The organism is Tatumella saanichensis, from assembly GCF_000439375.1.
In the GTDB taxonomy this organism is placed as follows: Bacteria; Pseudomonadota; Gammaproteobacteria; order Enterobacterales; family Enterobacteriaceae; genus Tatumella; species Tatumella saanichensis.
Genome location: NZ_ATMI01000035.1, coordinates 113,410 through 138,901 on the forward strand (window position 1 = coordinate 113,410; position 25,492 = coordinate 138,901).

At 51.8% G+C, this 25,492-nt stretch carries 27 protein-coding genes; 11 read left to right on the plus strand and 16 right to left on the minus strand.

Features of this window, described 5'->3' with window-relative positions:
• The first annotated feature begins 16 nt into the window (after positions 1-16).
• The 3 genes from DW47_RS0110210 to DW47_RS17690 all read left to right on the plus strand — a co-directional run bounded on the left by DW47_RS0110210 (position 17) and on the right by DW47_RS17690 (position 2,763).
• Entirely contained in the window at positions 17-1,864 is a 1,848-nt protein-coding gene (locus tag DW47_RS0110210) for a DEAD/DEAH family ATP-dependent RNA helicase (protein ID WP_029686338.1), read from the plus strand.
• Between the two features lie 579 nt (positions 1,865-2,443).
• Complete coding sequence (locus DW47_RS17685) at positions 2,444-2,644, plus strand: hypothetical protein (RefSeq protein WP_051150899.1); 201 nt, start codon at positions 2,444-2,446, stop codon at positions 2,642-2,644.
• The gene (locus DW47_RS17690) at positions 2,629-2,763 is read left to right on the plus strand and encodes a hypothetical protein (protein WP_241430724.1); all 135 of its coding nucleotides are present in this window, start codon (positions 2,629-2,631) and stop codon (positions 2,761-2,763) included. Before DW47_RS17685 ends, DW47_RS17690 begins: the two co-directional genes overlap by 16 nt.
• Before the next feature lie 13 nt (positions 2,764-2,776).
• Here the strand turns inward: DW47_RS17690 and DW47_RS0110220 are convergent, their stop codons facing one another.
• Positions 2,777-3,811, minus strand: coding sequence for a luciferase-like monooxygenase (locus DW47_RS0110220; protein ID WP_029686339.1), 1,035 nt, complete (start codon positions 3,809-3,811; stop codon positions 2,777-2,779).
• Between the two features lie 244 nt (positions 3,812-4,055).
• Between DW47_RS0110220 and ubiT the strand changes: the two genes are divergently transcribed.
• Both ubiT and DW47_RS0110230 read left to right on the plus strand, forming a co-directional pair.
• Positions 4,056-4,448 (plus strand): ubiquinone anaerobic biosynthesis accessory factor UbiT, encoded by a 393-nt coding sequence (gene ubiT, locus DW47_RS17890; protein ID WP_152473162.1) that lies wholly within the window; start codon positions 4,056-4,058, stop codon positions 4,446-4,448.
• On the plus strand, positions 4,442-4,942 hold the full coding sequence (locus DW47_RS0110230) for a GNAT family N-acetyltransferase (RefSeq protein ID WP_029686341.1): 501 nt from the start codon (positions 4,442-4,444) through the stop codon (positions 4,940-4,942). Before ubiT ends, DW47_RS0110230 begins: the two co-directional genes overlap by 7 nt.
• On the opposite strand, the gene DW47_RS0110235 is transcribed toward DW47_RS0110230, so the two are convergent.
• Complete coding sequence (locus DW47_RS0110235; RefSeq protein WP_029686342.1) at positions 4,933-5,220, minus strand: GIY-YIG nuclease family protein; 288 nt, start codon at positions 5,218-5,220, stop codon at positions 4,933-4,935. The genes DW47_RS0110230 and DW47_RS0110235 overlap by 10 nt on opposite strands.
• An 85-nt stretch (positions 5,221-5,305) precedes the next feature.
• Between DW47_RS0110235 and DW47_RS0110240 the strand changes: the two genes are divergently transcribed.
• Together DW47_RS0110240 and DW47_RS0110245 are read left to right on the plus strand one after the other, a co-directional pair.
• Entirely contained in the window at positions 5,306-5,737 is a 432-nt protein-coding gene (locus tag DW47_RS0110240) for a YhbP family protein (RefSeq protein ID WP_029686343.1), read from the plus strand.
• Between the two features lie 366 nt (positions 5,738-6,103).
• Positions 6,104-7,306, plus strand: coding sequence for an acyltransferase family protein (locus DW47_RS0110245; RefSeq protein ID WP_051150900.1), 1,203 nt, complete (start codon positions 6,104-6,106; stop codon positions 7,304-7,306).
• A gap of 44 nt (positions 7,307-7,350) precedes the next feature.
• Here the strand turns inward: DW47_RS0110245 and nrdG are convergent, their stop codons facing one another.
• From nrdG to argF, 6 genes are all read right to left on the minus strand, one after another.
• Positions 7,351-7,815, minus strand: coding sequence for an anaerobic ribonucleoside-triphosphate reductase-activating protein (gene nrdG, locus DW47_RS0110250; RefSeq protein ID WP_029686345.1), 465 nt, complete (start codon positions 7,813-7,815; stop codon positions 7,351-7,353).
• Entirely contained in the window at positions 7,812-9,962 is a 2,151-nt protein-coding gene (gene nrdD, locus DW47_RS0110255) for an anaerobic ribonucleoside-triphosphate reductase (protein ID WP_420911401.1), read from the minus strand. The genes nrdG and nrdD overlap by 4 nt, the downstream gene beginning before the upstream one ends.
• 151 nt (positions 9,963-10,113) lie before the next feature.
• The gene (gene ridA / locus DW47_RS0110260) at positions 10,114-10,500 is read right to left on the minus strand and encodes a 2-iminobutanoate/2-iminopropanoate deaminase (RefSeq protein ID WP_029686347.1); all 387 of its coding nucleotides are present in this window, start codon (positions 10,498-10,500) and stop codon (positions 10,114-10,116) included.
• Positions 10,501-10,579: 79 nt separating this feature from the next.
• On the minus strand, positions 10,580-11,044 hold the full coding sequence (gene pyrI, locus DW47_RS0110265; RefSeq protein WP_029686348.1) for an aspartate carbamoyltransferase regulatory subunit: 465 nt from the start codon (positions 11,042-11,044) through the stop codon (positions 10,580-10,582).
• Positions 11,045-11,058: 14 nt separating this feature from the next.
• Positions 11,059-11,994 (minus strand): aspartate carbamoyltransferase, encoded by a 936-nt coding sequence (pyrB, locus tag DW47_RS0110270; protein WP_029686349.1) that lies wholly within the window; start codon positions 11,992-11,994, stop codon positions 11,059-11,061.
• A gap of 315 nt (positions 11,995-12,309) precedes the next feature.
• Entirely contained in the window at positions 12,310-13,317 is a 1,008-nt protein-coding gene (gene argF, locus DW47_RS0110280) for an ornithine carbamoyltransferase (protein WP_029686351.1), read from the minus strand.
• 177 nt (positions 13,318-13,494) lie between these two features.
• Here argF and rraB point away from each other — a divergent pair, with 177 nt between their 5' ends.
• The 3 genes from rraB to DW47_RS0110300 all read left to right on the plus strand — a co-directional run bounded on the left by rraB (position 13,495) and on the right by DW47_RS0110300 (position 15,261).
• Positions 13,495-13,920, plus strand: coding sequence for a ribonuclease E inhibitor RraB (gene rraB, locus DW47_RS0110285; protein ID WP_029686352.1), 426 nt, complete (start codon positions 13,495-13,497; stop codon positions 13,918-13,920).
• A gap of 84 nt (positions 13,921-14,004) precedes the next feature.
• Complete coding sequence (miaE, locus tag DW47_RS0110290) at positions 14,005-14,778, plus strand: tRNA isopentenyl-2-thiomethyl-A-37 hydroxylase MiaE (RefSeq protein ID WP_029686353.1); 774 nt, start codon at positions 14,005-14,007, stop codon at positions 14,776-14,778.
• A 273-nt stretch (positions 14,779-15,051) separates the two neighbouring features.
• The gene (locus DW47_RS0110300; protein ID WP_029686354.1) at positions 15,052-15,261 is read left to right on the plus strand and encodes a YdgH/BhsA/McbA family protein; all 210 of its coding nucleotides are present in this window, start codon (positions 15,052-15,054) and stop codon (positions 15,259-15,261) included.
• Between the two features lie 96 nt (positions 15,262-15,357).
• On the opposite strand, the gene DW47_RS0110305 is transcribed toward DW47_RS0110300, so the two are convergent.
• The 7 genes from DW47_RS0110305 to DW47_RS0110335 all read right to left on the minus strand — a co-directional run bounded on the left by DW47_RS0110305 (position 15,358) and on the right by DW47_RS0110335 (position 21,750).
• Positions 15,358-16,392, minus strand: coding sequence for an acyl-CoA--6-aminopenicillanic acid acyl-transferase (locus DW47_RS0110305; RefSeq protein WP_029686355.1), 1,035 nt, complete (start codon positions 16,390-16,392; stop codon positions 15,358-15,360).
• Positions 16,393-16,415: 23 nt separating this feature from the next.
• Complete coding sequence (gene glnQ / locus DW47_RS0110310) at positions 16,416-17,141, minus strand: glutamine ABC transporter ATP-binding protein GlnQ (RefSeq protein WP_029686356.1); 726 nt, start codon at positions 17,139-17,141, stop codon at positions 16,416-16,418.
• A 2-nt stretch (positions 17,142-17,143) separates the two neighbouring features.
• A complete protein-coding gene (gene glnP / locus DW47_RS0110315) occupies positions 17,144-17,800 on the minus strand; it encodes a glutamine ABC transporter permease GlnP (protein ID WP_029686357.1) in 657 nt (218 codons plus the stop codon).
• A gap of 53 nt (positions 17,801-17,853) precedes the next feature.
• Positions 17,854-18,606: a glutamine ABC transporter substrate-binding protein GlnH gene (gene glnH / locus DW47_RS0110320; protein ID WP_029686358.1), complete on the minus strand. Its 753-nt coding sequence runs from the start codon at positions 18,604-18,606 to the stop codon at positions 17,854-17,856.
• A gap of 279 nt (positions 18,607-18,885) precedes the next feature.
• A complete protein-coding gene (locus DW47_RS0110325; RefSeq protein WP_029686359.1) occupies positions 18,886-19,434 on the minus strand; it encodes a carboxymuconolactone decarboxylase family protein in 549 nt (182 codons plus the stop codon).
• Positions 19,431-20,774 (minus strand): aspartate aminotransferase family protein, encoded by a 1,344-nt coding sequence (locus DW47_RS0110330; protein ID WP_029686360.1) that lies wholly within the window; start codon positions 20,772-20,774, stop codon positions 19,431-19,433. Before DW47_RS0110330 ends, DW47_RS0110325 begins: the two co-directional genes overlap by 4 nt.
• 121 nt (positions 20,775-20,895) lie before the next feature.
• Complete coding sequence (locus tag DW47_RS0110335; protein ID WP_029686361.1) at positions 20,896-21,750, minus strand: MurR/RpiR family transcriptional regulator; 855 nt, start codon at positions 21,748-21,750, stop codon at positions 20,896-20,898.
• A 267-nt stretch (positions 21,751-22,017) separates the two neighbouring features.
• Between DW47_RS0110335 and DW47_RS0110345 the strand changes: the two genes are divergently transcribed.
• Entirely contained in the window at positions 22,018-22,572 is a 555-nt protein-coding gene (locus DW47_RS0110345; protein ID WP_029686362.1) for a cytochrome b, read from the plus strand.
• A gap of 61 nt (positions 22,573-22,633) precedes the next feature.
• On the opposite strand, the gene DW47_RS0110350 is transcribed toward DW47_RS0110345, so the two are convergent.
• Positions 22,634-25,489, minus strand: a complete 2,856-nt coding sequence (locus DW47_RS0110350; protein ID WP_029686363.1) for a valine--tRNA ligase — start codon at positions 25,487-25,489, stop codon at positions 22,634-22,636.
• Between the last annotated feature and the right edge of the window lie 3 nt (positions 25,490-25,492).

The window sequence follows — 25,492 nt, forward strand, 5'->3', positions numbered from 1 at the left end:
GAGGCACGTGTACTACATGACTGATATTCAAACCACTTTTTCCGATCTGGGCCTTAACGAATCCATCCTGTCTGCATTGAATGACATGGGATACGTTAAACCATCGCCTATCCAGGCGGCCTGTATTCCTCATCTGCTGGAAGGCCGTGATGTTCTGGGTATGGCTCAGACCGGTAGTGGTAAAACAGCGGCATTCTCTCTGCCATTGCTGAACAACATTGATCCTACCCTGAAAGCACCACAGATCCTGGTGCTGGCACCGACCCGTGAGCTGGCGGTTCAGGTGGGCGAAGCCTGTAACGAATTTTCTAAACACATGCGTGGCGTTAACGTTCTGGCCCTGTATGGCGGCCAGCGTTATGACGTACAGCTGCGCGCCCTGCGTCAAGGACCACAGATCGTGGTCGGTACTCCGGGCCGTCTGTTGGACCACCTGAAGCGCGGTACCTTGGACCTGTCTAACCTGCGTGGTCTGGTACTGGACGAAGCCGATGAAATGCTGCGCATGGGCTTTATCGAAGACGTTGAAACCATCATGGCTCAGATCCCAGAAGGTCATCAGACCGCTCTGTTCTCTGCAACCATGCCAGAAGCGATCCGCCGCATTACCCGTCGCTTTATGAAAGAGCCACAGGAAGTGCGTATCCAGTCAAGCATCACTACCCGTCCGGACATCAGCCAGTCTTACTGGACTGCTTACGGCCGTAAGAGTGATGCTCTGGTTCGTTTCTTGGAAGCGGAAGATTTTGATGCAGCGATCATCTTCGTTCGTACCAAAAATGCGACCCTCGAAGTTGCGGAAACGCTGGAGCGTAATGGCTACAGCAGTGCTGCACTGAACGGTGACATGAACCAGTCTCTGCGTGAGCAGACCCTGGAGCGTCTGAAGGATGGTCGTCTGGATATCCTGATCGCGACCGACGTTGCAGCCCGTGGCCTGGACGTTGAGCGTATCAGCCTGGTCGTTAACTACGACATCCCACTGGATGCTGAGTCTTACGTACACCGTATCGGCCGTACCGGTCGTGCAGGTCGTGCAGGTCGCGCACTGCTGTTCGTTGAGAACCGTGAGCGTCGTCTGCTGCGCAACATCGAACGCACCATGAAGCTGACCATTCCAGAAGTTGAGCTGCCAAATGCGGAACTGCTGAGCACCCGTCGTCAGGCGAAATTCGCCGAGCGCGTACAGCAGCAGCTGGAAAGCAGCGATCTGGATCAGTACCGTGCACTGCTGACCAAACTGTCTCCGCAAGAAGATCTGGATATGGAAACGCTGGCCGCAGCACTGCTGAAAATGGCACAGGGTGAACGTCCATTAATCGTGCCTGCTGATGCACCACGTCCTCCTCGTCGCGAGTTCCGTGACCGTGATGATCGTGGCGGCCGTGACCGTGATGATCGTCGTGGTAACCGTGATCGTGACGGTGATCGTCCACGTCGTGAGCGTCGTGATGTTGGCGATATGCAGATGTACCGTATCGAAGTGGGCCGTGATGACGGTGTTGAAGTTCGTCACATCGTGGGTGCTATCGCCAACGAAGGCGATATCAGCAGCCGTTACATTGGTAACATCAAGCTGTTTGGTACTCACTCAACTATCGAATTACCAAAAGGCATGCCGGGCGAGATCCTGCAGCACTTCACCAAGACGCGTATTCTGAACAAGCCGATGAATATGCAGTTGATTGGTGATGCACAGCCACAGTCCCGTGAACCACGTCGTGGTGGTGGTCGTGATGGTAACCGTGAAGGTGGACGTCGTTTCTCTGACCGCCGTGAAGGCGGTCGTGGCTTCGGTGGTAACCGTGAGCGCGGTCCACGTCGTGAAGACGGTGCTGCACCGGCACGTCGTCGCGAGTACTAATCTGTTAACCATGAGGTCGGTGTCAGCCGGCCTCAGTGGAACAGCCTGAAATAGCGAGGGATATCTCCCTCGCTTTTTTTATATCTGCGGTTTAGCGGGAGACAGCTGAATCAGCGATGCCTCCGCACCCCTTACCCATACACTCCCTGATAACCTATCTACTCGGATATTTCAGTCAATACCGTTATTGATACCGCAGTGATCGCGTACCCGTTCCTTTTAGAGCCAATTCATTGCTTATCCAATTATGGATACCTGTAATCGGGATAATAGTCGTGACCGGTTTATCAATACGTTTTCATCCGCTAACCCCTAATTAAAATAGGGCATTGTATGTAAAACAGTCACCTAGCGTTGGCAACTGATACATCAAAAAACGAACAAATCATCACCGTTTAATGAGCGGGTAATACGCTTACAGCCCAATGATAGATTTGATTACCTATGTTTAATAATAAAGTAGATTCAATGAATATATGGTGTTGATCATATTTCGGAAGTTATTGGAATACCTGATCCCCTGTTGCTATCGGGTCTCGGTGTGATAACGGTGCTTTATTATTGCTCAAGAGGTTAACCATGAAAGGGGCTGTGGATTGCTTCAATCTGGTCTCGCGTATTCTAGCCGCCGGATTATTTTTTGCTTCCGGGATCGGTAAAATGACCGCCTACGGGACTGACCTTGATCTGATGGCTCAGAACTCTATGTCGGCGCTGTTCCTACCACTGGTTATTCTGTTGGCAGTGGGGGCAGTATCGCCATTGTGTTCGGTTTCCTGACCCGCTTTGCCTCGGCGTTTATGGCGGTGTTCTCAATTGCAGCCGGCATTCTGTTCTATCCTGCGCCCGTCAGTATCAGCCTTTCTGTTCTACCCTCTCAGGGTGCACTTTCAGGCTGATCCTTATCCTTATTTATATCTCTTCGTCCGAGCCGCTCAACACTGTCTTTGCGGCCGCCATGGCCTGCGAGAAGGAATAAATCCGCGCATCAATATCGTAAATTTGGCCATTGACCATGATTTCATCTGCCTGATAGTGCTGCTGTAGGGAGGCCATACCACGGGTAATGGTTTTCTGGTCCCCAACCAGTGACATCCCTAAGGCCCGGTCGACACCAAACTTCTCGGCGGGGGACCAGATATGATCCATATTTTCTACCGGCTCAGGCAAAGGTCCCGGCATTCCGCGGCGTAGATTAATAAACTGCTGCTGCTGGGAGGTAAATAGATAGCGGGCGCGGGCGTTACTTTCTGCGGCGATAACATTAATGCCTATTACTACATAAGGTTCTGCCAGCCGTGCTGAAGGGTGGAATTGCTCACGGTATAGGCTGATAGCCTGTGACAACATCTCCGGCGCAAAGTGTGAGGCAAAGGCAAAGGGTAGACCGAGTCTTGCGGCTAGCTGAGCGCTATACAGGCTGGAACCGAGTAACCACACCGGGATCTGTGTAGCGACTCCTGGCACCGGTTGAACATCAAAATGCGTCCCAACTGGTGCATCAAACCAACGGATCAGCTGTTCGATATCCTGCGGAAAACTGTCTTCATGGCTGCCGGACATATGGCGTCTGAGGGCCATCATGGTCCGCTGGTCTGAGCCAGGGGCACGGCCAATTCCCAAGTCAATACGATCAGGGTAGAGTGTCGCCAAGGTGGCAAACTGCTCGGCAATCACCAGCGGAGAGTGGTTCGGCAACATTACCCCGCCGGAACCGAGGCGCAGATGTTGGGTATTGGCGGCCAGATAGCCAATCAGCACCGAGGTTGCAGCACTGGCAATGCCGGTCATATTGTGGTGTTCTGCCAGCCAGTAGCGGTGAAACCCCGCTGACTCTGCAAAACGGGCCAATGCCAGTGAATTCCTGAAGGCTGCGGCAGGCGTCGCCTGTGCCGGCACCGGCGAAAGGTCCAGTACTGACAGCTTGAAAGGTTTCGGTTCAGACATAAGGACACCTTATTCATAGCGAAAAGCTCCGGCGATCGCCGCCGGAGGTATCTTTGACATTGTCCTGACTGTAGCCGTTTTTTGGCGGTTACCCTACGCGGATTGTGCCGCTTGTAGATGGCGCGCCATTCCGTTACGGTCATACTCGTCGCGGTTGCAGTGCTACCAGCCTGATATCGCAAAGGCGGCAGACTAAAGGTAAGATTCATACGTCGGTCCGGCCTAGTCCGTTAATATTCGAAAAATGCTCACAGAGGTTACTGAGCACCTCCTCGGTGATAGCCGTAACGGTTTAAAGGCGAGACACTGTTGCCCCGAACGAGCAGCACTCCTGCGCGGACAGAGGAGGTTTCCAGTCAGAAAACCACGGGGCCTCAGTGTCCAGGCAGCAGTCTGGTATTCAACAGAGGCACGGGCAGGCCGTAAAGATCCGGATATGTTATTCTTTCAGCGTCGTCTGGTGGTGGAAGGGGATACTGAGCTTGGTCTGGCGGTGAAAAATCTGCTGGGGGCTATTGAACCCGACGCCGTTCCAGCGATACTACGTAAAGGGTTGCAGCCTCTGGCTGCAGTGACAGAATCTGGAATGACACAGGACGCCAGCCTAAAGCTGGTGCGCGAAGAGAACTCATGCTAATTCGGACAGAGATCGGTATTGATGCCGCTGGCATCGAACGCTTATTAAAACGGTGTATTGACCCTGCACAGGAAGCGGAACGAGTCAGTCAGTTACGCGAACAGGGACTACTGACCTTGGGCGTGGTGGCGACCGATGATGAAGGTCAGGTTCTGGGTTATGCTGCGTTCAGCCCAGTAACTTTAGACGGAGAAGACAAGGGCTGGGTACTGCTGTCGTCGCTGGCAGTAGACCGTGAGCAGGCACAACAGCTTTCAGAAAGTGCATTGGTGCGCGAGGCGCTTGATACCCTCAATGAATTTGGTTATAGCGCGGTAGTGGCCTATCAGCCTTATGCTTGCCTATCAGAGCTTGGTTTTGGTGATGCGCAGTCTCTGACGTACCGCGCACCGCAGGGGCAGGGCGAACAGCAATTGCAGGTCTGTCCGCTGGCTAATGGCCCTGTTGAAGGTGTCAGCGGTGAATTACTGTTTTCTGCTCCTTTTTATGGCTGACGGGTAAACCACAACTGAAGATCTGCCGGTTGCTGTGCCACCAGCCGTAATTTCTGTGAGCGGGTCTGTTGCTTTATCCGGTATTCCAGCCGTGAAGCTTCAGATCGGTCGCCACCCGGACACTGGTAGACCAGCAACAACGGCCCCTTCCCGCGTAACGCTTTTGCACCACTACCGTTTTGATGCTGACGAAAGCGGCGCTCAACATCGGTGGTGATCCCAGTATAGAGTGCGCCAGTGGCGGTACGTACCATATAGACAAACCACTGATTTTCCATAGCCTGAGTGCTCCCTGAAAGCTGTCGTCGTCACTGTGACGTCCTGCACAGAGAGTAACATGATGTCCCGGAGAAAAAATCTAGCATGTCCGATCTCGACCACTGCTTACGTTATCTGCAACAGCAGCATGTCCTGACTTTGTGCACCGGTCAGGGTGATACACTCTGGGCGGCTAACTGTTTTTACGTGCTGGATCCTCAGCAGGTGGCCCTATGGCTGATGACACAGCCTGACACCCGTCATGGAGAGCTGATGCTGCGTAATCCTCGCGTCGCTGGCACCGTCACCACGGCTACCCGATCGGTGATGAAAATCCAAGGGATCCAGTTCAGTGGTGAAATTCTACAGCCACAAGGAGAACGGCTCCAACAGGGGCTAGTGGCCTATCAGCAACAGTTCCCGGTGGCCCGTGCCATGAGCGCACCGTTGTGGGAAATCCGTCTTGAGACCTTAAAGATGACGGATAACACCCTTGGATTTGGCAAAAAAATTCACTGGTCACGAGACATCGAGTGATCCTCGCCACTATTCTCTCTTCCGGGCAGCCGGCTTTCGGCTCCCGGAGCGCTCTGCCCACGTTTTTTCAGCCGGATCCCAGCTAAAAATTCGCGTGTAATCATAATAATTATTAATTATTCTGAAACCCATAATTCACATAAATTATAATGTTTATTAATATATAAACATTGCAATTATAAGCGATATTAGCTATTAGTTAGGGCCGATACACTTCAAAGAAAGTGTACGGCCTGGTATTTACGGTCTGTTCAACAGGATCCCAGGCAATTCACCTGCAACTGATAAAACGAAAAAGTCTCCTCATTATTTTAATCTTTTAATTAATGAGATATTCACGTCTATCTGTAATAAGTAGGGGGATCTATGTCAGGCAGTACCTCATCCGAACCCACGACCTGGTCACCGACAGCGCATCATATTGTTCAGCGTAATGAGAAGGGAATGCTTCCTGCGCTGACATCGCTGAACGGTATTCGCTTTATCGCCGCTTTTAGTGTCTTTCTGTTTCACTCATCACTGGCACCTATCTTGGCACCCTTTTCCAACCCACAAACCAGTCACTGGTACTATGTCATTTTCAGTAAAACCGGTTGGGTCAGTGTCTCGATGTTTTTTATCCTCAGTGGCTTTGTGATGGGCTGGTCATCCCGACCCGTGGACCACCCATTGCGTTTTTATAAGCGGCGCTTTGCTAAGATTTACCCCGTCAATGTGGTTGTCATGGTGGTGATCGTGGCCAGTGGCGTGATCAGTATCCATCGTCCGGATATTTGGCTACCCAACCTGTTACTAGTACAAACCTGGATCCCTAGGGCCGAGAACTATATCGGAGGCAATACACCAAGCTGGTTTTTGTGTGCCATCATTCTTTTCTATGTGATCTTCCCAGTTATTTTCCGTTGGGTGAAAGCGATACCGGCCAGCCAACTCTGGACCACGATTTTTATCTGTTATCTCGGCATGATCCTCAGTCAGGTGGTCATTTTCGCCGTCACCCATAATGAGACACCGTTGCCCGGTTGGCCGTTTAAAGTAGGTGAAATCCAGTGGTGGATTTCCTACACCTTTCCCCTGACCCGCGTATTTGAATTTGTGATTGGACTGGTGCTGTCGAGGATCATTCTGGAAGGCTATTTTATTCGCATTAGTACCTTCACTAGCACACTATTACTGATCGTGAGCTATGTTATTGATGTTAATCTGCCTTTTCAGTTTAGCTATAACCTGATCACCCTGTATCCTTTGGTATGGTTACTGGGCTCACTTACGGTCGGGGATATCAAAGGGAAAACATCGTTTCTGAATTCAGCACTGATGCAGTGGCTCGGTAATATCTCATTCGGATTTTATATGATCCATTTTACCGTGCTGATGCTGTTAAAACGCTGGAGTGGGGGGAAAACCTATAATTTGCCGGACGGGATTATGCTGTTAGTGCTGGCAGCGGTGGTGAGCGTGATATTGGGCTGGATACTGTATCAGTTTGTCGAAATCCCCTGTGGGAATTACCTGAACGGGCGTCGGAAAGCCAAACCACAGGCCACCGAAAACCGGCAGGCGGGTTAACCCGCCTCGGAAGCTTATCCCTCTTTTCCCACCGAGGGATAAGCTTAGCGCAAGGTATAAATACGCTGATTGGTACTGCCGCGCCAGGCCAACGAGAGATCTTTCAAAGGTTCGATAAAAGGCCCATCCACCAGCACATTAATAAGGTCTATCACCTGACGTTGTGCCGGTGTCAGGTTGGCAAAGCAGTAACCGGTCCACAGCCAGATATCTTTCTGCGAACACTCCGTCCGCACACGTCGCGCCAACTGCAGTACGGCGCTGAGATTCGCTGGGTGTAACGGGTCCCCGCCAGATAATGACAGACCCTGACGGGGAATTCGGTGGTCATTAAGATCGTGGATAATCAGATCTTCCAGTTGTGGGGTAAACAGGTGGCCGGAATCCAGTCGCCAGGTGGATTGGTTGTAACAGCCGCGGCAGCGGTGTTCACAGCCGGCGACAAACAGTGTGCAACGAGTACCGGGGCCGTTGACCATATCCAGCGGATAGTAGCGATGGTAGTTCATCGGCGTGCAACGCCTTGGTTATCGTTGAGATGCTTGACCCGCCGCCGGACTTCTTCCTGTTTCCCCTGATTAAAAGGTCTGGCATCGGGACTGCCAAGATAGCCGCACACTCTGCGGGTCACTGATACCCGCGCCGGGTCGTGATTACCACACTGTGGGCAACAAAATCCCTTACTGGTACACAGAAACTCCCCCTGAAAGCCACACTCATAACACTCATCCGTCGGCATATTAGCGCCATAATAAGGCACTCGGGAATAACTGTAATCCCAGACATCCTCCAACGCTTTTAGATTATGGCGTAGGTTCGGGTATTCACCGTAGCAGATAAATCCACCGCTACTAATCGCCGGATAAGGGGCTTCAAAATCAATTTTATCGTAGGGACTGACCGCTTTTTCCACATCTAGGTGGAAGCTGTTGGTGTAGTAGCCTTTATCGGTAACACCGGGTACTAGGCCGAACTCTGCACGGTCCAGCCGGCAGAAGCGGTCACACAGGTTTTCGCTGGGCGTACTGTAGAGACTGAATCCATAGCCGGTTTCTGCTTTCCAGCGATCGGTGGCCGCCCGAAGCTGTTGGACAATCGCCAGGGCTTTCTGCTGTAACTGCGGGCTATCAAAAAGGTGTCGTTGGGGACCGTACAGGGCATTGATACACTCATGCAGCCCGATATAACCAAGGGAAATCGAGGCTCGCCCGTTTTGGAAAATGGCGGCGATAGGATCTTTCGCTTTCAACCTAACGCCGCAAGCCCCCTCCATATAAAGAATAGGAGCGACCTGGGCACAGGTATTTTCTAAATGTTGAATACGGGTCATCAGTGCCTGCCGAGCGATAGTGAGCCGCTGGTCGAGCAGTGCCATAAAACGAGCATCATCACCGTTAGCCTGTAGCGCAATCCGTGGCAGATTGAGACTGACTACCCCGAGGTTATTACGGCCTTCATGCTGACATTCCCCGTGTTCCTCATAGGCTCCGAGAAAGCTGCGACAACCCATTGGCGTTTTAAAAGAGCCGGTCACCTTCACCACTTGATCATAGTTGAGAATATCTGGGTAGATACGCAGGCTGGCGCATTTCAGCGCCAGTTGTTTGATATCGTAATTCTGGTCTGAAGGGAGGCGATTAATACCGTCACGCAGGCTGAACACCAGTTTCGGAAATACGGCCGTTTTATGATGGCTCCCCAGTCCGGTGATCCGGTTTTCCAATATTGCGGTCTGAATCATCCTAGCAGCCGGTGAGGTGCCGAGACCAAAACCAAAGGTTACAAATGGGGTCTGGCCATTGGCGGTATGTAGCGTGTTGACTTCATACTCTAGTGCCTGGAAGGCGTCATAGCACTCTTTACGGGTACGCGCTTCGGCATAGGCTTCGACCTCCGGCACCTGCCAGTGACGAGCGACTTCTCGGTGTCGCTGTAAGCTGGCTTCGACATAGGGTGCCAGTACTTCATCAATGCGGTTAATGGTGGTGCCACCATAGATGTGGCTGGCAACTTGCGCGATGATCTGTGCGGTGACCGCGGTGGCGGTGGCGATGGATTTCGGCGCGGTAATGGAGGCATTTCCCATCTTAAAGCCGCGGCTCAGCATTCCTTCGAGGTCGATGAGCATACAGTTAAACATCGGGAAGAAGGGTGCGTAATCGAGATCATGGTAGTGGATCTCACCGCGATCGTGAGCGGCGACGACCGTCTCTGGCAGTAGATAGTTACGGGCATAGTGACGGGCGACAATCCCGGCCAGCAGGTCGCGTTGGGTAGGGATCACTCGGCTGTCTTTATTGGCGTTTTCGTGCAGCAGTCTAGTATCGCTCTGTGCCCTAAGCCCTTCAATGTCTTGATGGAGCGGCGAGGTCCGCTCACGAGCGTGATCGCGCTGCTTACGATAGGCGTTGAAACAGGCCGCTACCTGCGGTCGAGAACTGCCGAGCAGGGCAGTCATCACCCAGTGATGGATCTGCACCGCCGACATGCAGTCACGGTCACTAAATTGTTGACAGACCTGCTGGATGATAGCGTCGTGGTACATTGGATCACAAACACCACAAGCTTGCGCCGCTGCGGCTATCGATTTACGTAATAGTATGACAGAGAAAGTGACTTTCCTGCCATCACGTTTTACCACCTCAATACCCATCATAAACCCCTTATATTGTGCCTGGGTTTATTTTAAACACTATATATGGTGTTTTCTGTGAAATAGTCGACAAAGATTTGATGCAGGATAAAGAATCAGTGGGGGGATGTAGGTGGGCAGCGGCAGCGGCCCCCAACGGGAGCCGCGATAAACCTTAGCGACGCACAGCGATCGCTTCGATTTCGATTTTAACGTCTTTTGGCAGACGGGCCACTTCCACGCAAGAACGAGCAGGGAAACCGGCGTTATTTTCGGTAAAAAAGGCTTCATAAGCAGCATTCACGGTAGTGAAGTCGTTAAGATCTTTCACGAATACCGTGGTTTTAACGATATCGCCGGCGGTCAGGCCAGCCTGCTCGATGATCGCTTTAACGTTTGCCAGAGACTGACGGGTCTGTGCCGTCACATCATCAGGCACATTGCCGGTTTTCGGATCCACAGGGATCTGGCCGGAAGTAATGATCATATTGCCGAGGTCGACAGCCTGTACATAAGGCCCGATAGCGGCCGGCGCATTGTCGGTACTGATGACGCGGGACATAACTTCTCCTTAATAGTAACGCCAGAAGCATACCGCTTCCGGACGGGGGTGCCCCCCATTATAAGAGGCCGGAAACGGATTACCAGTGGCCGATCACGATGTGATGGGCAAACTCTTTTTCACAATATTTGCACTTCAGCATAATGTCTTGTGCCTTACGGCGCACCGTAAAACTGGAGTGTACCGGCTCGTTATGGCTGATGCAGTTACTGTTCGGGCAACTGAGTACTCGATCAATACGTTCAGGCAGCGCTGGCACACTTTTGGCGACCACATCGTAATTATCAATACGGTTTACCGTGGCATGGGGAGCATAGATCGCCAACTGGTTAATCTGCTCTTCGGTCAGGAAGGTGTTCTCAATTTTGATCAAATCTTTCTGCTGCATTTCACCGGAAGGCAGATTCAGACCGATAGTGATCCGCTGATCGGTTTCGGTCAGGCGGAACAATGACAGTAAACGGAATCCGACACGGGCCGGAATATGGTCGATCACCGTTCCGCATCGGATAGCTTCTACCTGTAATTTATTATCCTGAGTCATCTGTCTCTCTCCCGTTATGCCGTCAGTTGTTCGTTTAATACCAGTGCTAGCAGTGCTTGCCGCGCATAGATCCCATTACCCGCCTGTTGGAAATACCAAGCATGGGGAGTGCTGTCGACATCGGTATCGATCTCATCGATGCGTGGCAGCGGATGCAGGACTTTCATTGTTTCACGGGCTTGGTCGAGATCCGCCGCGCGCAGTACAAACTGGGCTTTCACATTGGCGTATTCCGAGGGATCAAGGCGCTCCTTTTGCACTCGGGTCATATACAGAATATCGGCCTGCGGTATCACCTCTTCAATGGACTGATGGCGTGACCATGGGATCCCTTTTTCATCCAGCAGGTCAGTAATATAGGCGGGCATCGCCAGCGCATCGGGGGCGATGAAAAAGAAACGGTTATTCTCAAATTTTGACAATGCCTGAGTCAGAGAATGTACCGTACGGCCATATTTCAGATCACCGACCATGGCGATATTCAGGTTATCCAAGCGTTGTTGGGTTTCGCTGATAGTGAACAGATCCAACAAGGTCTGAGTCGGGTGCTGGTTAGCACCGTCTCCGGCATTCAGTACCGGAATGTGGCCTGAGAACTCCGTGGCTAGACGTGCGGCCCCTTCCTGCGGATGACGCATCACGATGGCATCGACATAGGTGCTGATCACCGAAATCGTGTCTGCCAAGGTTTCGCCTTTTTTACCGAGCGAGGTATTACCGCCGTCAGAAAAACCGACCACTGAGGCACCAAGGCGCTGGATCGCGCTCTCAAACGAGAGACGAGTACGGGTAGAGGCTTCAAAGAAGCAACTGGCAATCACCTTGTGTTTCAGCAGTTCCGGCTGCGGAGCGGCTTTCAGGCGGGCTGCAGTGGCTAACACCAGTTCCAGCTCATCGCGGCTGAGGTCATTAACAGAAATGATATTTTTCCGGTAGAGCGGATTAGCCATAAATAAACTCCTCGGCACAGGCAGATAACAGACAAAAAAAAGCCCCTAAAACAGGGGCTTTTTTAATGAAATAGTGATCGGTACGGGAAACAAACGGGCTGCCGCCTGCCAGGGAGCAGGTACGGGTGTCATGATGTGTCATGAGCTTTGGCATGTGATCCCCCGAAAAATTTTCGCGCATTATACCGGCCACAGCCTTCGTGACAAGGGGCAGGGAACGAAAAGCTGCAGACACCTGATTATCGAGATAATCGCAGTGAAGTCGGGGCCGTCACAGCATAAATTAGTCGTTACCGCCCCCGATACCATTGCCGCTTACGACTGGCCCAGCGTCGCCACCATCACCGCTTTGATGGTATGCATCCGGTTTTCGGCTTGGTCAAAGACAATGCTGTTTTCCGACTCAAACACGTCGTTGGTTACTTCAATGCCATTAGTGAAACCATACTGTTCCGCCATCTGACGGCCCATACTGGTTTGGTCATCATGGAAGGCTGGCAGACAGTGGAGGAATTTGGTATTTGGCTTACCGGTCAGTGCCATCATCAGTGCGTTGACCTGATAGGGGCGCAGCAGGGCGATACGTTCAGCCCAGGTCTCTTTGGCTTCCCCCATCGAAACCCACACATCGGTATAAATAAAGTCGGCATCTTTAACGCCTTCCTCAATGGACTCTGTCAGCGTAATTCTCGCCCCGGTCTGTTGGCCCGCCTCGCGACACTCTGCCACCAGTGCTTCTTCAGGCCAGCAGGCCTTCGGTGCTACCAGACGCAGGTCTAGGCCGGTCAGAGCGGCTGCTTCAAGCATACTGTTGCCCATATTGTTGCGTGCATCGCCAACATACACCAGTGTCATGTCATGCCACGCTTTCCCTGGCAGATGTTCTTGCATCGTCAGTAAATCCGCCAGCAACTGGGTCGGATGAAATTCGGTGGTCAGGCCATTCCATACCGGCACACCTGAATAGTCCGCCAAGGTTTCCACAATGCTCTGCTCATAGCCACGATACTGGATGCCGTCATACATCCGTCCTAACACCCGCGCGGTATCTTTGATCGACTCTTTATGGCCAATCTGATTACCACTGGCGCCCAGCCACGTCACGCGGGCACCCTGGTCGTAAGCGGCAACTTCGAAAGAGCAACGAGTACGGGTCGAATCTTTTTCGAAGATGAGCGCAATATTTTTGCCCTGCAGATGCTGTTTTTCGTTACCCTGTTTTTTCTCTTGCTTCAGGCGGGCGGCCAGCGAGATAAAGTGGTCCAGCTCGGCTGGGGTAAAATCCAGCAATCTGAGAAAATTACGCTTATAAAGCTTACTCATAACATCACTCCGGATAGATTTTTTCATTTGAATTAATATTCAATCTATATGTATGAATATTCATTTTCAACCTTATTTTCACGGATCATCGCCTTTAATCTAGTGCCACGCCAACGGCTGTGGGAAAATACCCCTATCCGGGGAATCGTATCCCTGAACCAATTGAGGAGTTTCCCTATGACATTTGAAGCCTTTATGGAAGAGCAGCGCGAAGAGACCCGCGAAATTATCGAAGAGTTACTGGATGACGGCAGTGATCCGGATGCGCTCTACACCATTGAACATCACCTCTCCTGCGACAGTTTTGATGCGTTAGAAAAAGCTGCTGTGGATGCCTTCAAACTGGGCTATGAAGTCACTGACCCGGAAGAGCTGGAACTGGAGGATGGTACCACAGTGATGTGTGTCGATATCATCAGTGAAATTGCCCTCAACGAAGATCTGATCAATGCGCAGATTGAACAATTGGCAAAAGTCGCCGGTAAGCACAACGTCGATTACGATGGCTGGGGTACTTACTTTGAAGACCCAGATGCCGAAGACGAAGAGGACGATGAAGAAGGTGACGAGGAGCAGGGCGAAAGCAGCGAAACCCGCCACTGATCTACCGTTATTGTTGAGCCCCGTACCGTCCTGTGACGGGCCGGGGCAGTTATTGCTGACCGTATGACCTGAAAACCACCCATCATGAACTACGCCACCCTGGTTGAGCCACTGATACACTTTCTGCACTGCCGTACCCCGCAAGCCTGGCTTGATGAAGCGGCCAAACCGGAAAATCTGCCACTTCTGTTAACCGACCACCTGACCTGTGAATTAAAAGCGGCCCAGACCGCCGCCTGGCTGATCCGGAAATACGTAGCGGATACGCCGGGAGCGGAGACACTGATGAGCTGGCTGCTGCCCTACGAAAACTTTATCTATCGCGAACATCCGGACAGCGATTTTATTCAGGCCCATCGCCACCTTGGCAAAAATATTTCCCGCCATGACCGCTTTCCTTGGGCAGACAGCCTGATTGATAAAATGGTGTTACTGATTAAAGAGGAGTTACATCACTTCTATCAGGTATGGGCGATTATGCAGCGACGGGGAATTGATTATCGGAAGATCACCGCCAGCCGCTATGCCAAAGGGTTATTACGTGAAGTCACTACCCACGAGCCGGATACGCTGGTGGATAAGCTGATCTGTGGGGCTTACATTGAGGCCCGTTCCTGTGAGCGTTTCTATGCTTTGGCCCCTTATCTTGACCCAGAATTAGCGAGTTTCTACCGGTCGCTATTACGGTCAGAAGCCCGCCATTATCAGGACTATTTGGCACTGGCCCAGGAAATTTCTCCGGTGGATATCACTGCCCGGGTGAGGCAAATCGGTCAGAGAGAAGCAGAGTTGATCGCCGGTTACGATAGTGAGCTGCGTTTTCATAGCGGTTCACCACGATCCTCAGGAACTCACTGATTTTCGTTGAGTTATCACACCTGCCTCCTTATTGTGCGGGATTATTCTCTATCAATAATAGATTTTTGTTAATCCCTTCCTAGTTATTGGCATTAAAACTAGATGAATATGCTAGTAATAAATGGCTTCCTTAGCAGCCCGTGCTAGATATTCATTTATTTTGAACAACAATAGCAAATTGTTCAGCTTTTATGCACCTCACGTTGAGGTCTATGATTCACCACATCAAGGCAATATGGCCTTATTACTGATTAAAAACTAAAGGTGAATCTTATGAACGCTATCAAAACTTTCGTTGCTGTTGCCGCTCTGACCCTCGTTTCATTCGGTAGCTTTGCGCAGAGCATCACCGCTTGTGCAGGCACTCTGGATGATGCTGAAGCGCAAATTGCCGCTCAGGCCCATAGAGACGGAGCTTCTTACAAAATTACTGAAGCGACCACCAAAAACGGTGTTCATATGACTGCCGAGCTGCAGAAATAACTCGCTTAGCTCATAAGCAGTAAATGGCAAAGGCCGCCCTCGGGCGGCCTAGTTGTTTTTAATGGGTAAGGACTTTAGGCAGGGTAGGGGCAGGCGTTAAGAGAGGCTATCTGCCACCCTATTGCCGCTGAGTTCCGGCTGCTGGCGATTATCTCGGTAAAGGCTCCAGCGAACACTCTGGTTATCGATCACAAACACGACGCTGGCCAAGGTATTTTCTTGGTCAGGATCATCGGCATCCTGGCGGTATACCGGCAGCGACCGCTCACTGGTATCGGAGAGCACCTGTACACATAACTTTTCAGACAACACGGGTTTGCCTGCCAGCTGTGCGTCGATTACCTGCTGACGGGCGGCAGAGCTATCCGTAATAACCTGCGCCGCCTGGCTCTGTGACGGATGAACCAGATGGTTGGCATGCCCGTAGGGTTGCGTGATTTCTGACACAGAGCATTGGTGACCGGTAGCTTCGACCGTGAATAGCCGCGGATCCCCGACACATCCCAGCGTATGGTGAAAAGCACCCGCACGGGGGGGGACAGTCAGTCGCGCCACCGCATCATCCAAATCACTGGCATTCAGTGCATCACGTGCCAGCACCTGGCGCGGTATGCCCGCCGGGCGTTCCGCAGCGCGGATATTATTGACGGTATTTACCACGCCATACTGGTTGACCGCCAAGGTATGGCCACATAATGATCCCGGATAGGCAAAACTGAGGTAGGCCGCACCCTGCTCGGGAAAGATCTGTGCGATAAAACAATCGTCTTTCAGTTGTGGAAATCCGTCTTCATTGTGGGCGATCAGCCGGCGACCCTGTTCATCACGACCGGATAAGGTGGTACAACCGTCTGAGGTGGAACGCACTAAATCGCCGCGACAGTTCCAAGCAAACACCTCGTCAAAAGGTGCCTGTAATCCGCTGGCTAATCCAGTCAGTTCCTGCCAGATCAACGGATAGTGCTGCTCAACGGCTGCTGCCATCGTCCTAGCTTCCGGGCTGTCTTTCAGAGCAATCACCGTTCGCCACAGTGAAGTCGCGGTGAGTGTTTGATGCCAGGCAGAGTGCCCTGCCTGGCCCAGCTGCTCCCCGATAGCAAAAGCATCACCGTGAAGTGTCAGTGTTTTCATTCGCTGCTCAGTATCCTGCCGACTTAAGAAACGTGCTGCAGGAATTCCTGCAAACGCGCACAACCATTACCACCCTCGATAAGCTTAGCGGGGGCACCGTCTTCGGCGATGGTACCGCCGTCGATAAAGATCAGACGGGAAGCCACATCACGGGCAAAGCCAATCTCATGGGTGACGATGACCATGGTCATACCTTCTTCCGCCAAGGAACGCATCACCTGCAGAACCTCATGGCGTAGTTCCGGATCCAGCGCAGAAGTTGGTTCATCAAATAGCATCATCTGTGGCTTAACCGCCAGCGCGCGGGCGATAGCAACACGTTGCTGCTGTCCCCCGGACAGTTCCGACGGGTAATGGTCGGCACGGGCCGCCAGTCCGACACGGGTTAACAGTGCCATAGCCTGCTCACGGGCTTCCGCTTTGGTAGCATGACGGACCCGCAGGGGGCCAAACATCACGTTTTCCAGCGCTGTCAGATGCGGGAATAAATGGAACTGCTGGAACACCATACCGGCTTCGCGGCGAATATCGCTCTCTTTCACATTCGGGTCGGTCATATGCATGCCCGCGACGATCAGTGCCCCGGAGGAGATCTCTTCTAACTTATTGATGCAACGTAATAACGTCGATTTACCGGAACCGGAAGGACCAATGATCACTACCACTTCCCCAGCATCAATCTTCAGATTGATATCATGTAGCACCTGTGTTGAGCCAAAATTTTTCGAGACATTTTGAAATTCAACCATACTCATAAGATATGCATCCTTTTTTCCAGTCTTTTAAGCAGGAAGCTCAGACACAGAGTCACAATCAGATAGAGTGCTGCTACCGCTGTCCATACTTCAAGTGCGCGGAAGTTTCCGGCAATAATTTCCTGTCCCTGACGGGTAAGCTCCGCAACGCCAATCACGATAAACAGGGACGTATCTTTAATACTGATGATCCACTGGTTCCCCAGTGCTGGGATCATGCGACGCAGCGCTAGCGGCATAATGATATGCCACAGTGTGGCGCGGGATGATAAGCCCATAGCCAGCCCAGCTTCGCGAAAACCTTTATTGATCGATAACAGCGCGCCACGGGTGATTTCGGCAATATAGGCGCCAGAGTTAATCATAATCGTGATAATGGCCGCAGTTAGAGGCTCGATATGCACCGGCAGGGCCAGTGGCAAGGCGAAATAGATAAACATCACCTGCACCATGATCGGGGTGCCGCGGATCAGTTCAACAAAAATCAGTGATACTGTTTTTGACACCCGGCCGCCAAGTGCGCGGCAGACACCCGCTACTAGACCGATGATAAAACCGCCAATTAGCCCGACGATTGAAATAAACAGGGTCAGCTTTAACCCCTGTAATAAGATTGGCACGGCTTGCCAGACATAACTGATGTCAAAATTCATAATATTACCCGTACAGTCTTAAAAATGGGGCCGACAGCCGCCGGCCCAATGACTTACTTAGGCTCTTTATCGAACCATTTCAGATAGATTTTGTTATAGGTTCCGTCAGCACGTAATGCTTTCAGGGCTGCATCAACGCGGGCGGTATATTTGCTGTTTTTCTGCAGAGCAAAGCCGTATTGCTGTGGTAGTACGCTGTCATCCTGACCGGTGGCTTTAATTTTACCGTTACCGGCAGTCTTCACGTAGTAGAGTACGTTCGGAGAATCGTGAACTACGGCATCGATATTACCGGCCTGCAGATCCAGGTAAGCGTTATCGATGTTCGGGAATTCAACGTAATCCGCTTTGACGTGGGCCTTCATATAGGTAGCGGCTGCCGTACCCTGCTTCAGGCCGACTTTTTTACCAGCCAGATCACTGAACTTAGTGATCCCGGTGGCGGAGCTTTTCACGGCCATTAACAGGTCAGCATTGTAATAAGGCGAGCTGAAATCAACGACTTGGGCGCGGACCGGCGTAATGGTGATCCCTGCCATCGCAACGTCGATATTACGAGACTGCAGGCCTGGGATCAGACCACTGAAATCCATCGGTTGCAGGGTGTAATCGACATCCATTTTTTTAGCAATGGCATTCCATAAATCAATGTCGAAACCGACGTATTTATCGCCTTGTTTAAACTCAAAAGGTACGAATGCGGTATCAACGCCAACAGTTAGTTTATCTTTTGCCATCGCATTAAAGCTCAGTGCGCCGGCCAGTAAGGCTAATGAGATACCAACTGTATTTATTGTTTTTAACATAGCGGATCCTTTGTGAAAGATAGGATGATGTGTGTGTGCCATATTTTGTAAAGCAAAATATATGCCAGTTTTTATTTTTCGGCGATAAAACCTAAAATTAATTATAAGGCCATGATTTAATTTGTTTTATTAAAATCGCTGCCAGATAACTATTTTTACAGTGGATGCTTTTTGGCCAATAACTTTTTCTTATGACAGGCATGGGCAATAGTGCACCATATTGGTGCCCTGTTTTGGAAGTTGATGGTATTATTTGGTGCTTTCCCTTAACGGGCTGCGTCAGTCTTTGGTGCTAACCGGTGTCTGAGCACAATTCATGACCATGGCCAGCAGGCTGTAATAACCATTGACACCAATCAAATCCATCACCGCTTGCTCACCGAATTCGGCAATCACCTGCGCCCATAAAGGATCACTGATGGTTTTCTGTTGGTGCAGTTGCTGACAGAATTCATACACCAACCATTCCTCAGACGTGAGATCAGCGTCTTTCGGGCGGCGCTGTTGATGGATAGCGCTAATTGCGGCGGGAGAGATCCCTTGTTGTTCCGCAATCGGCGCGTGAATTGCCCATTCTACCGGCTGTGACCAGTGCTGAGCCGTCATTAGGATGGCCAGTTCTGACAGACGTTGGCCGATAGTGCTGTGATAGCGCAGATATTCTCCTAGCCTCTGAGCATGGGCCATGAGCTCAGGGCTGCGGATCAGTGCCTGAAAAGGGGGCAACAATGCCCCGCGGGGACCGCGGATAACTTCTTCGGCCAACTGCCGCTGTTGCTCACTCCATTGATCGGGAGAGAGTTCCGGTAACCGGTTAGCCGCACTCATCGTGCTGCACCTGCTGCCTGTTGGGTTTCGCGAATGATCACCTTTTTAAGGGTCTCCACCACAACATCGAGCTGTGACTGTTCGATAATAAACGGCGGTGCGATCAGAATATGATCGCCCTGTTGCCCATCAATAGTGCCGCCCATCGGATAAACCATCAGCCCCTGTTCAAGACAGCTACGTTTTATGGCGGCATGTAATTTCAGTGCCGGATCAAAGGCCGCTTTTGTTTCTTTATCTCTGACCAGTTCAATACCGGCAAATAATCCGCGGCCGCGGGTATTGCCGACAAAGTCCAGTCCGGCTATTTCAGCCTGTAATTGTTGTAATAAGTAATTTCCCTGGTATTGCACATGACTGAGTAAATTATCTCGCTCAATGATCTGCTGCACGGCCAGTGCCGCTGCTGCTGCGGTCGGGTGACAAATATAGGTATGGCCATGCTGGAACATACCGCTGCCGTTACGGAGGGGTTCCATGACTTTATCGCTGACCAGCACCGCGCCTATCGGTTGATAACCGCCGCCGAGCCCTTTGGCAATGGTGACAATATCCGGCACCACATCATCCTGCTCAAACGCATGCAGGGTACCGGTACGGCCCATACCGCACATTACTTCATCAGCGATATATAACAAGCCGTAGCGATCACAGAGTTTACGCACGCCCGCAAAATAGCCGTGGGTCGGTGGCACAGCGCCGGTGGTGGCACCGCTGACGGTTTCGGCACAGAATCCGATAATCTTTTCCGGACCGACCGTTAGGATAGTCTGCTCAATCTCTGCCAGTAAGCGTTCGGTGTACTGTTGTTCACTCTCATCTGCTCGCTGATCACGGTAAGCATTACAGGCCGATACACGGGCCACATCCATCAGTAACGGCGCAAACTGACGACGTCGCCATTCGTTCCCGCCCACAGCCAAGGCACCGAGGGTATTGCCGTGATAGCTCTGACGTCGCCCGATAAAGGTAGTTTTTTCCGGTTGACCACTTTCGACACAGTATTGCCGCGCCAGTTTAAGAGCGGTTTCCACCGCTTCTGATCCCCCAGAAACAAAGTACACCGAATTCAGATCGCCAGGTGCCGTGCGCACCAACTGATCGGCCAATTGCTCCGCCGCTTCACTGGTAAAGAAGCCGGTGTGGGCATAGGCGAGGGTGTCTATTTGTCGGTGGATCGCAGCCAGAACATCAGGATGACCATGACCCAGACAGGAAACTGCTGCGCCGCCACTGGCATCCAGATAGCGTTTTCCCGAGGCGTCAGTGATATAAATACCCTGCGCGGACGTGGCAACAGGGGGAGTAACGTTCAAGCTGCGATGAATGATATGGCTCATGGTGATCCTATGACAGGCAGAAACGGAAAAGTAACCGATACCTGATAGTGTCAGATCCACGTGAATCATTCAATGTTAACATGATCCAATTGTATCATTTTGAGTGTGAGGAGAATTGCTGTTAACGGCTAGGCAAAATATAAGCACCGGAATCAATCAGATAGCGTTCAGCATTTTCGATGCGCTGGATCGCCTTTTCTCCATGCTTGGCGACTAGCGCGGCCATCAGACACTCCGAGACGCCCATCGCTGACACGATCGAGGGGAAAAAAGAGGGGCTGCTGGTGGGGAACAACAGGCTACAACTGGCAGCCTGGGCCAACGGTGATACCGCTGAATCCGTGACGGCAATCAGGGTTGCGCCGGCAGCCTGTGCATACTCAATAATCTGCACAATCTCCCGTGAATAGGGTGCGAAGCCGGTCACCACCACCACATCCTGTGCCGTAATTTCCCGAGTATATATCTCTTGGTTATTAGCCAGACCGTCTATCAGCGAAACGTGACGCTGAAACAACCGATAAATGTAGTGCAGTGACCACGCCACCGGAAAACTGGCACGGAAACCACAGATATAGACGTGGGCCGCCTGATCCATCAGGCTGACAGCCTGTTCCAGTGACTGCTGATTGCTATCCTGGGTCTGTCGCAGGTTAGCTGCCATTGCCGCAAACATCTCATCATAGAGTGCCGGATGTTGGTGTTTATCCTGCAGCCCACTGGCACGTGAGGCATAGCTATCACGTGCCAGTCCCAGTGCATCAATCACCGCGGATTTCAATTCTCCCCAGCCGGCATAGCCGAGACGCTTAGCCAGCCGTAATAGGGTGGCCGGTTTAACCTCTGCCAAGTTGGCAAAGGCACGCATCGAGAGAACCGCTAGTTCATTATTGTGTTCCAGGACAAACCCAGCGGCTTTCTGCAATTCCGGGGTGAGTGTCGGGTAGTGTTCAACAATAATTTTCTTCGGATCCATCGGTGGCTCTCGGGACAGTGGGGGTAAGGGGATAATACCCCGCCAGCAGGCATTGTATAAAGGGGAATAGGATGACCGGCGTGCTAGAAGACCAAACGGCCAATCTGAGGAAATTCGTTGCTAAGGCAAGTAGAGGCTATGTAAGTGAGAATGATTCTATTTTATTTATAATAATCATTTAGTTATGGAAGATAAGTTTGAGAAGTTTAAGGTTTCCTTAAGTATCGGTCCTCTATACTTTAGCTTTCGTAAAAAGAGGAGCCGAATGTGAACAGAGACTATGCCAACCGGCAAATTATTCTCCACTGGCTGGTAGTACTGGCGATAGTGATCGCCTACGCCTTGGTGGAACTGAAAGGCTTCACTCCACACAACAGTACGCTATATCGGCTGATGGTCTTTACCCATTACAGCGCAGGATTCAGTGTGTTGATACTGATGCTGTTCAGGATTTATTTGCGCATCATTCACCGTGCTCGCGAAATACAGCCCTCGACACCTCATTGGCCGGTGTATGTGGCTAAGACCGCCCACGGACTGCTCTATCTGCTGTATATCGCTGTGCCGCTATTGGGGATGTGGTCACTGTATATCGGTCAGGTTCCTTGGTCGTTATTCGGCATCAACATGCCCCATGCGAGCCACCCGGATCCGCTGTTACGCCACAGCCTGCGCCACTGGCACTCGTTATTGGCTAATGCTGGCTATGCCCTGATCGGTCTGCATGCTGGTGCAGCACTGCTCCATCATTATTTGTTGCACGATGATACCCTGAGGAAAATGCTGCCGCAGCGGCGTCACACGCCGCCGGCTAAGCGGTGACAAAAAAAATGCCGGCCACCTGTGGAGGTGACCGGCACTCTGAGTGCTTCAGTCAGAACACTTACAGCTCGGCAATCACCGTCTGCTGCTGGTTAATCTTCACTTTAGCCTGTTCCAGGTCTGTCAGACGTTCGCGCTCTTTAGCGACTACCGCCGCCGGAGCACGGGCCACAAAGCCTTCGTTGGCAAGTTTGGTGGTGATTTTTTCAATCTCCACGTCAACTTTCGCCAGCTCTTTAGCCAGACGTTCCAGTTCCGCGTTTTTATCCACCAGACCGGCCATTGGGATCAGCAGTTCTGCACCGTCTACCAGTTTGGTGACCGATACCGGACCTTTATCCGCGGCATCCAACAGGGTCAGGCTTTCCAGACGGGCCAGACGTTGCAGGAAGTTACGGTTTTCAGTAACACGACGCACAACCTCAGGGTTAGCACCACGCAGTAACAGATCCAGCGGCTTACTCAGGGCAATGTTCATCTCAGCACGAATATTTCGGACCGCAATGATGGCCTGTTTGATCCACTCGATATCCGACTGTGCCGCTGCATCTTCTTTGGCCGCATCCCAAGCCGGGAACGGTTGCAGCATAATGGTATCGTCGCTGTTACCGGTCAGCACTTTGACACGCTGCCAGATGGTTTCGGTAATAAATGGAATGATCGGATGCGCCAGACGCAGCAGAGCTTCCAATACCGTGACCAGCGTATGACGGGTACCACGCAGTTCAGCGTCGCTGCCGTTGTTCATAACCGGTTTGGTCAGTTCCAGATACCAGTCACAGAACTGATTCCAGGTGAAGTCGTACAGCAGGCTGGCGGCGATATCGAAACGATAGCTGTCCAGTGCTTCACGGTAAGCCTTCACGGTGCGGTTGAATTCACTGAGGATCCAGCGGTCGGCCAGTGACAGCACTTTCTCGCCACCGTTAAAGCCACAATCCTGATCTTCGGTGTTCATCAGCACAAAGCGGCTGGCGTTCCACAGCTTGTTACAGAAGTTGCGATACCCTTCCAGACGTTTCATATCCCAGTTAATATCACGGCCGGTTGACGCCAGGGCTGCCAGGGTGAAACGCAGGGCATCGGTACCTGAAGGCTCGATCCCGTCCGGGAACTGCTTCTCGGTGCGCTTACGGATCTTCTCTGCCAACTGCGGCTGCATCATATTGCCGGTACGTTTTTCGATCAGGTCGGGCAGGCTGATACCATCAACCATATCCAGCGGATCGATCACGTTCCCTTTGGACTTGGACATCTTCTGCCCTTCGTCATCACGGATCAGACCGGTCATATAGACGGTTTTAAACGGAACCTGCGGCTTGCCGTCTTCATCTTTCATAAAGTGCATGGTCAGCATGATCATGCGCGCAATCCAGAAGAAGATAATGTCGAAGCCACTCACCACCACGCTGGTCGGGTGGAAGGTACGCAGAGCCTCGGTATTTTCTGGCCAACCTAAGGTCGAGAACGTCCATAGACCGGAGGAGAACCAGGTATCCAGCACGTCGTCGTCCTGACGCAGCTCGACATCGGCGGCCAGGTTGTTTTCGCTGCGTACTTCTTCTTCGCTGCGGCCGACATAGACATTGCCGTCGTTGTCATACCAAGCTGGAATACGGTGGCCCCACCACAGTTGACGGGAAATACACCAGTCCTGGATATCACGCATCCAAGAGAAGTACATGTTCTCATACTGCTTAGGCACAAATTCGATATCGCCGTTCTCAACCGCTTCGACGGCCACTTTTGCCAGCGGGGCAGTGCGTACATACCACTGATCCGTCAGCATCGGTTCGATCACCACGCCACCACGGTCACCGTAGGGCACCGTCAGGTCGTGAGGTTTGATCTCTTCCAGCAGGCCTGCGGCCTCAATGGCAGCGACGATCGCTTTACGGGCAGCAAAGCGCTCCAGACCGGCAAACTCCGCAGGCATCGCGCTATCGTAGACATCGCTCTCTTCGCCATTGGTGGTGTACACCTGAGCGGTCTGACGGATATCACCGTCAAAGGTCAGGATGTTGATCATCGGTAACTGATGACGACGGCCGACGTCATAGTCGTTAAAGTCATGGGCTGGGGTGATTTTCACACAGCCGGTGCCTTTTTCCATATCCGCGTGTTCATCACCGACAATCGGAATACGGCGGTTGATCAGAGGCAGGATCAGGTGTTTACCGATCAGATCTTTATAGCGCGGATCTTCTGGGTTAACCGCAACACCGGTATCTCCGAGCAGGGTTTCTGGACGTGTGGTCGCCACCACCAGATAATCTTTACCTTCGGCTGTTTTCGCGCCATCGGCCAGCGGGTAGCGGATATGCCACATTGAGCCTTTTGACTCACGGTTTTCCACTTCCAGGTCAGAAATCGCGGTACGCAGTTTCGGGTCCCAGTTGACCAGACGCTTACCACGGTAAATCAGGTTTTCTTTGTACAGACGGACAAACACTTCTTTGACCGCGTTCGAAAGACCGTCATCCATGGTGAAACGTTCACGGTCCCAATCGACAGAGTTACCGAGACGACGCATCTGACGGGTAATGGTGCCACCGGATTCGCCTTTCCACTCCCAAATCTTATTGATAAAGGCATCGCGTCCATAATCTTGGCGAGTTTTGCCTTCTTCTGCCGCGATCTTACGCTCAACCACCATCTGGGTAGCGATACCGGCGTGGTCGGTTCCGACCTGCCACAGGGTATTTTTACCCTGCATACGCTGGTAACGGACCATGGTATCCATAATAGTCTGCTGGAATGCATGACCCATGTGCAGGCTGCCGGTGACATTCGGCGGCGGGATCATAATGCAATAGCTTTCCTGGCTCTCGTCACCGTGTGGCTTGAAGTAGCCCTGCTGTTCCCAGTGCTCGTAGAGCGGCTGTTCGATCTCTTGGGGGTTATATGTTTTTTCCATTTC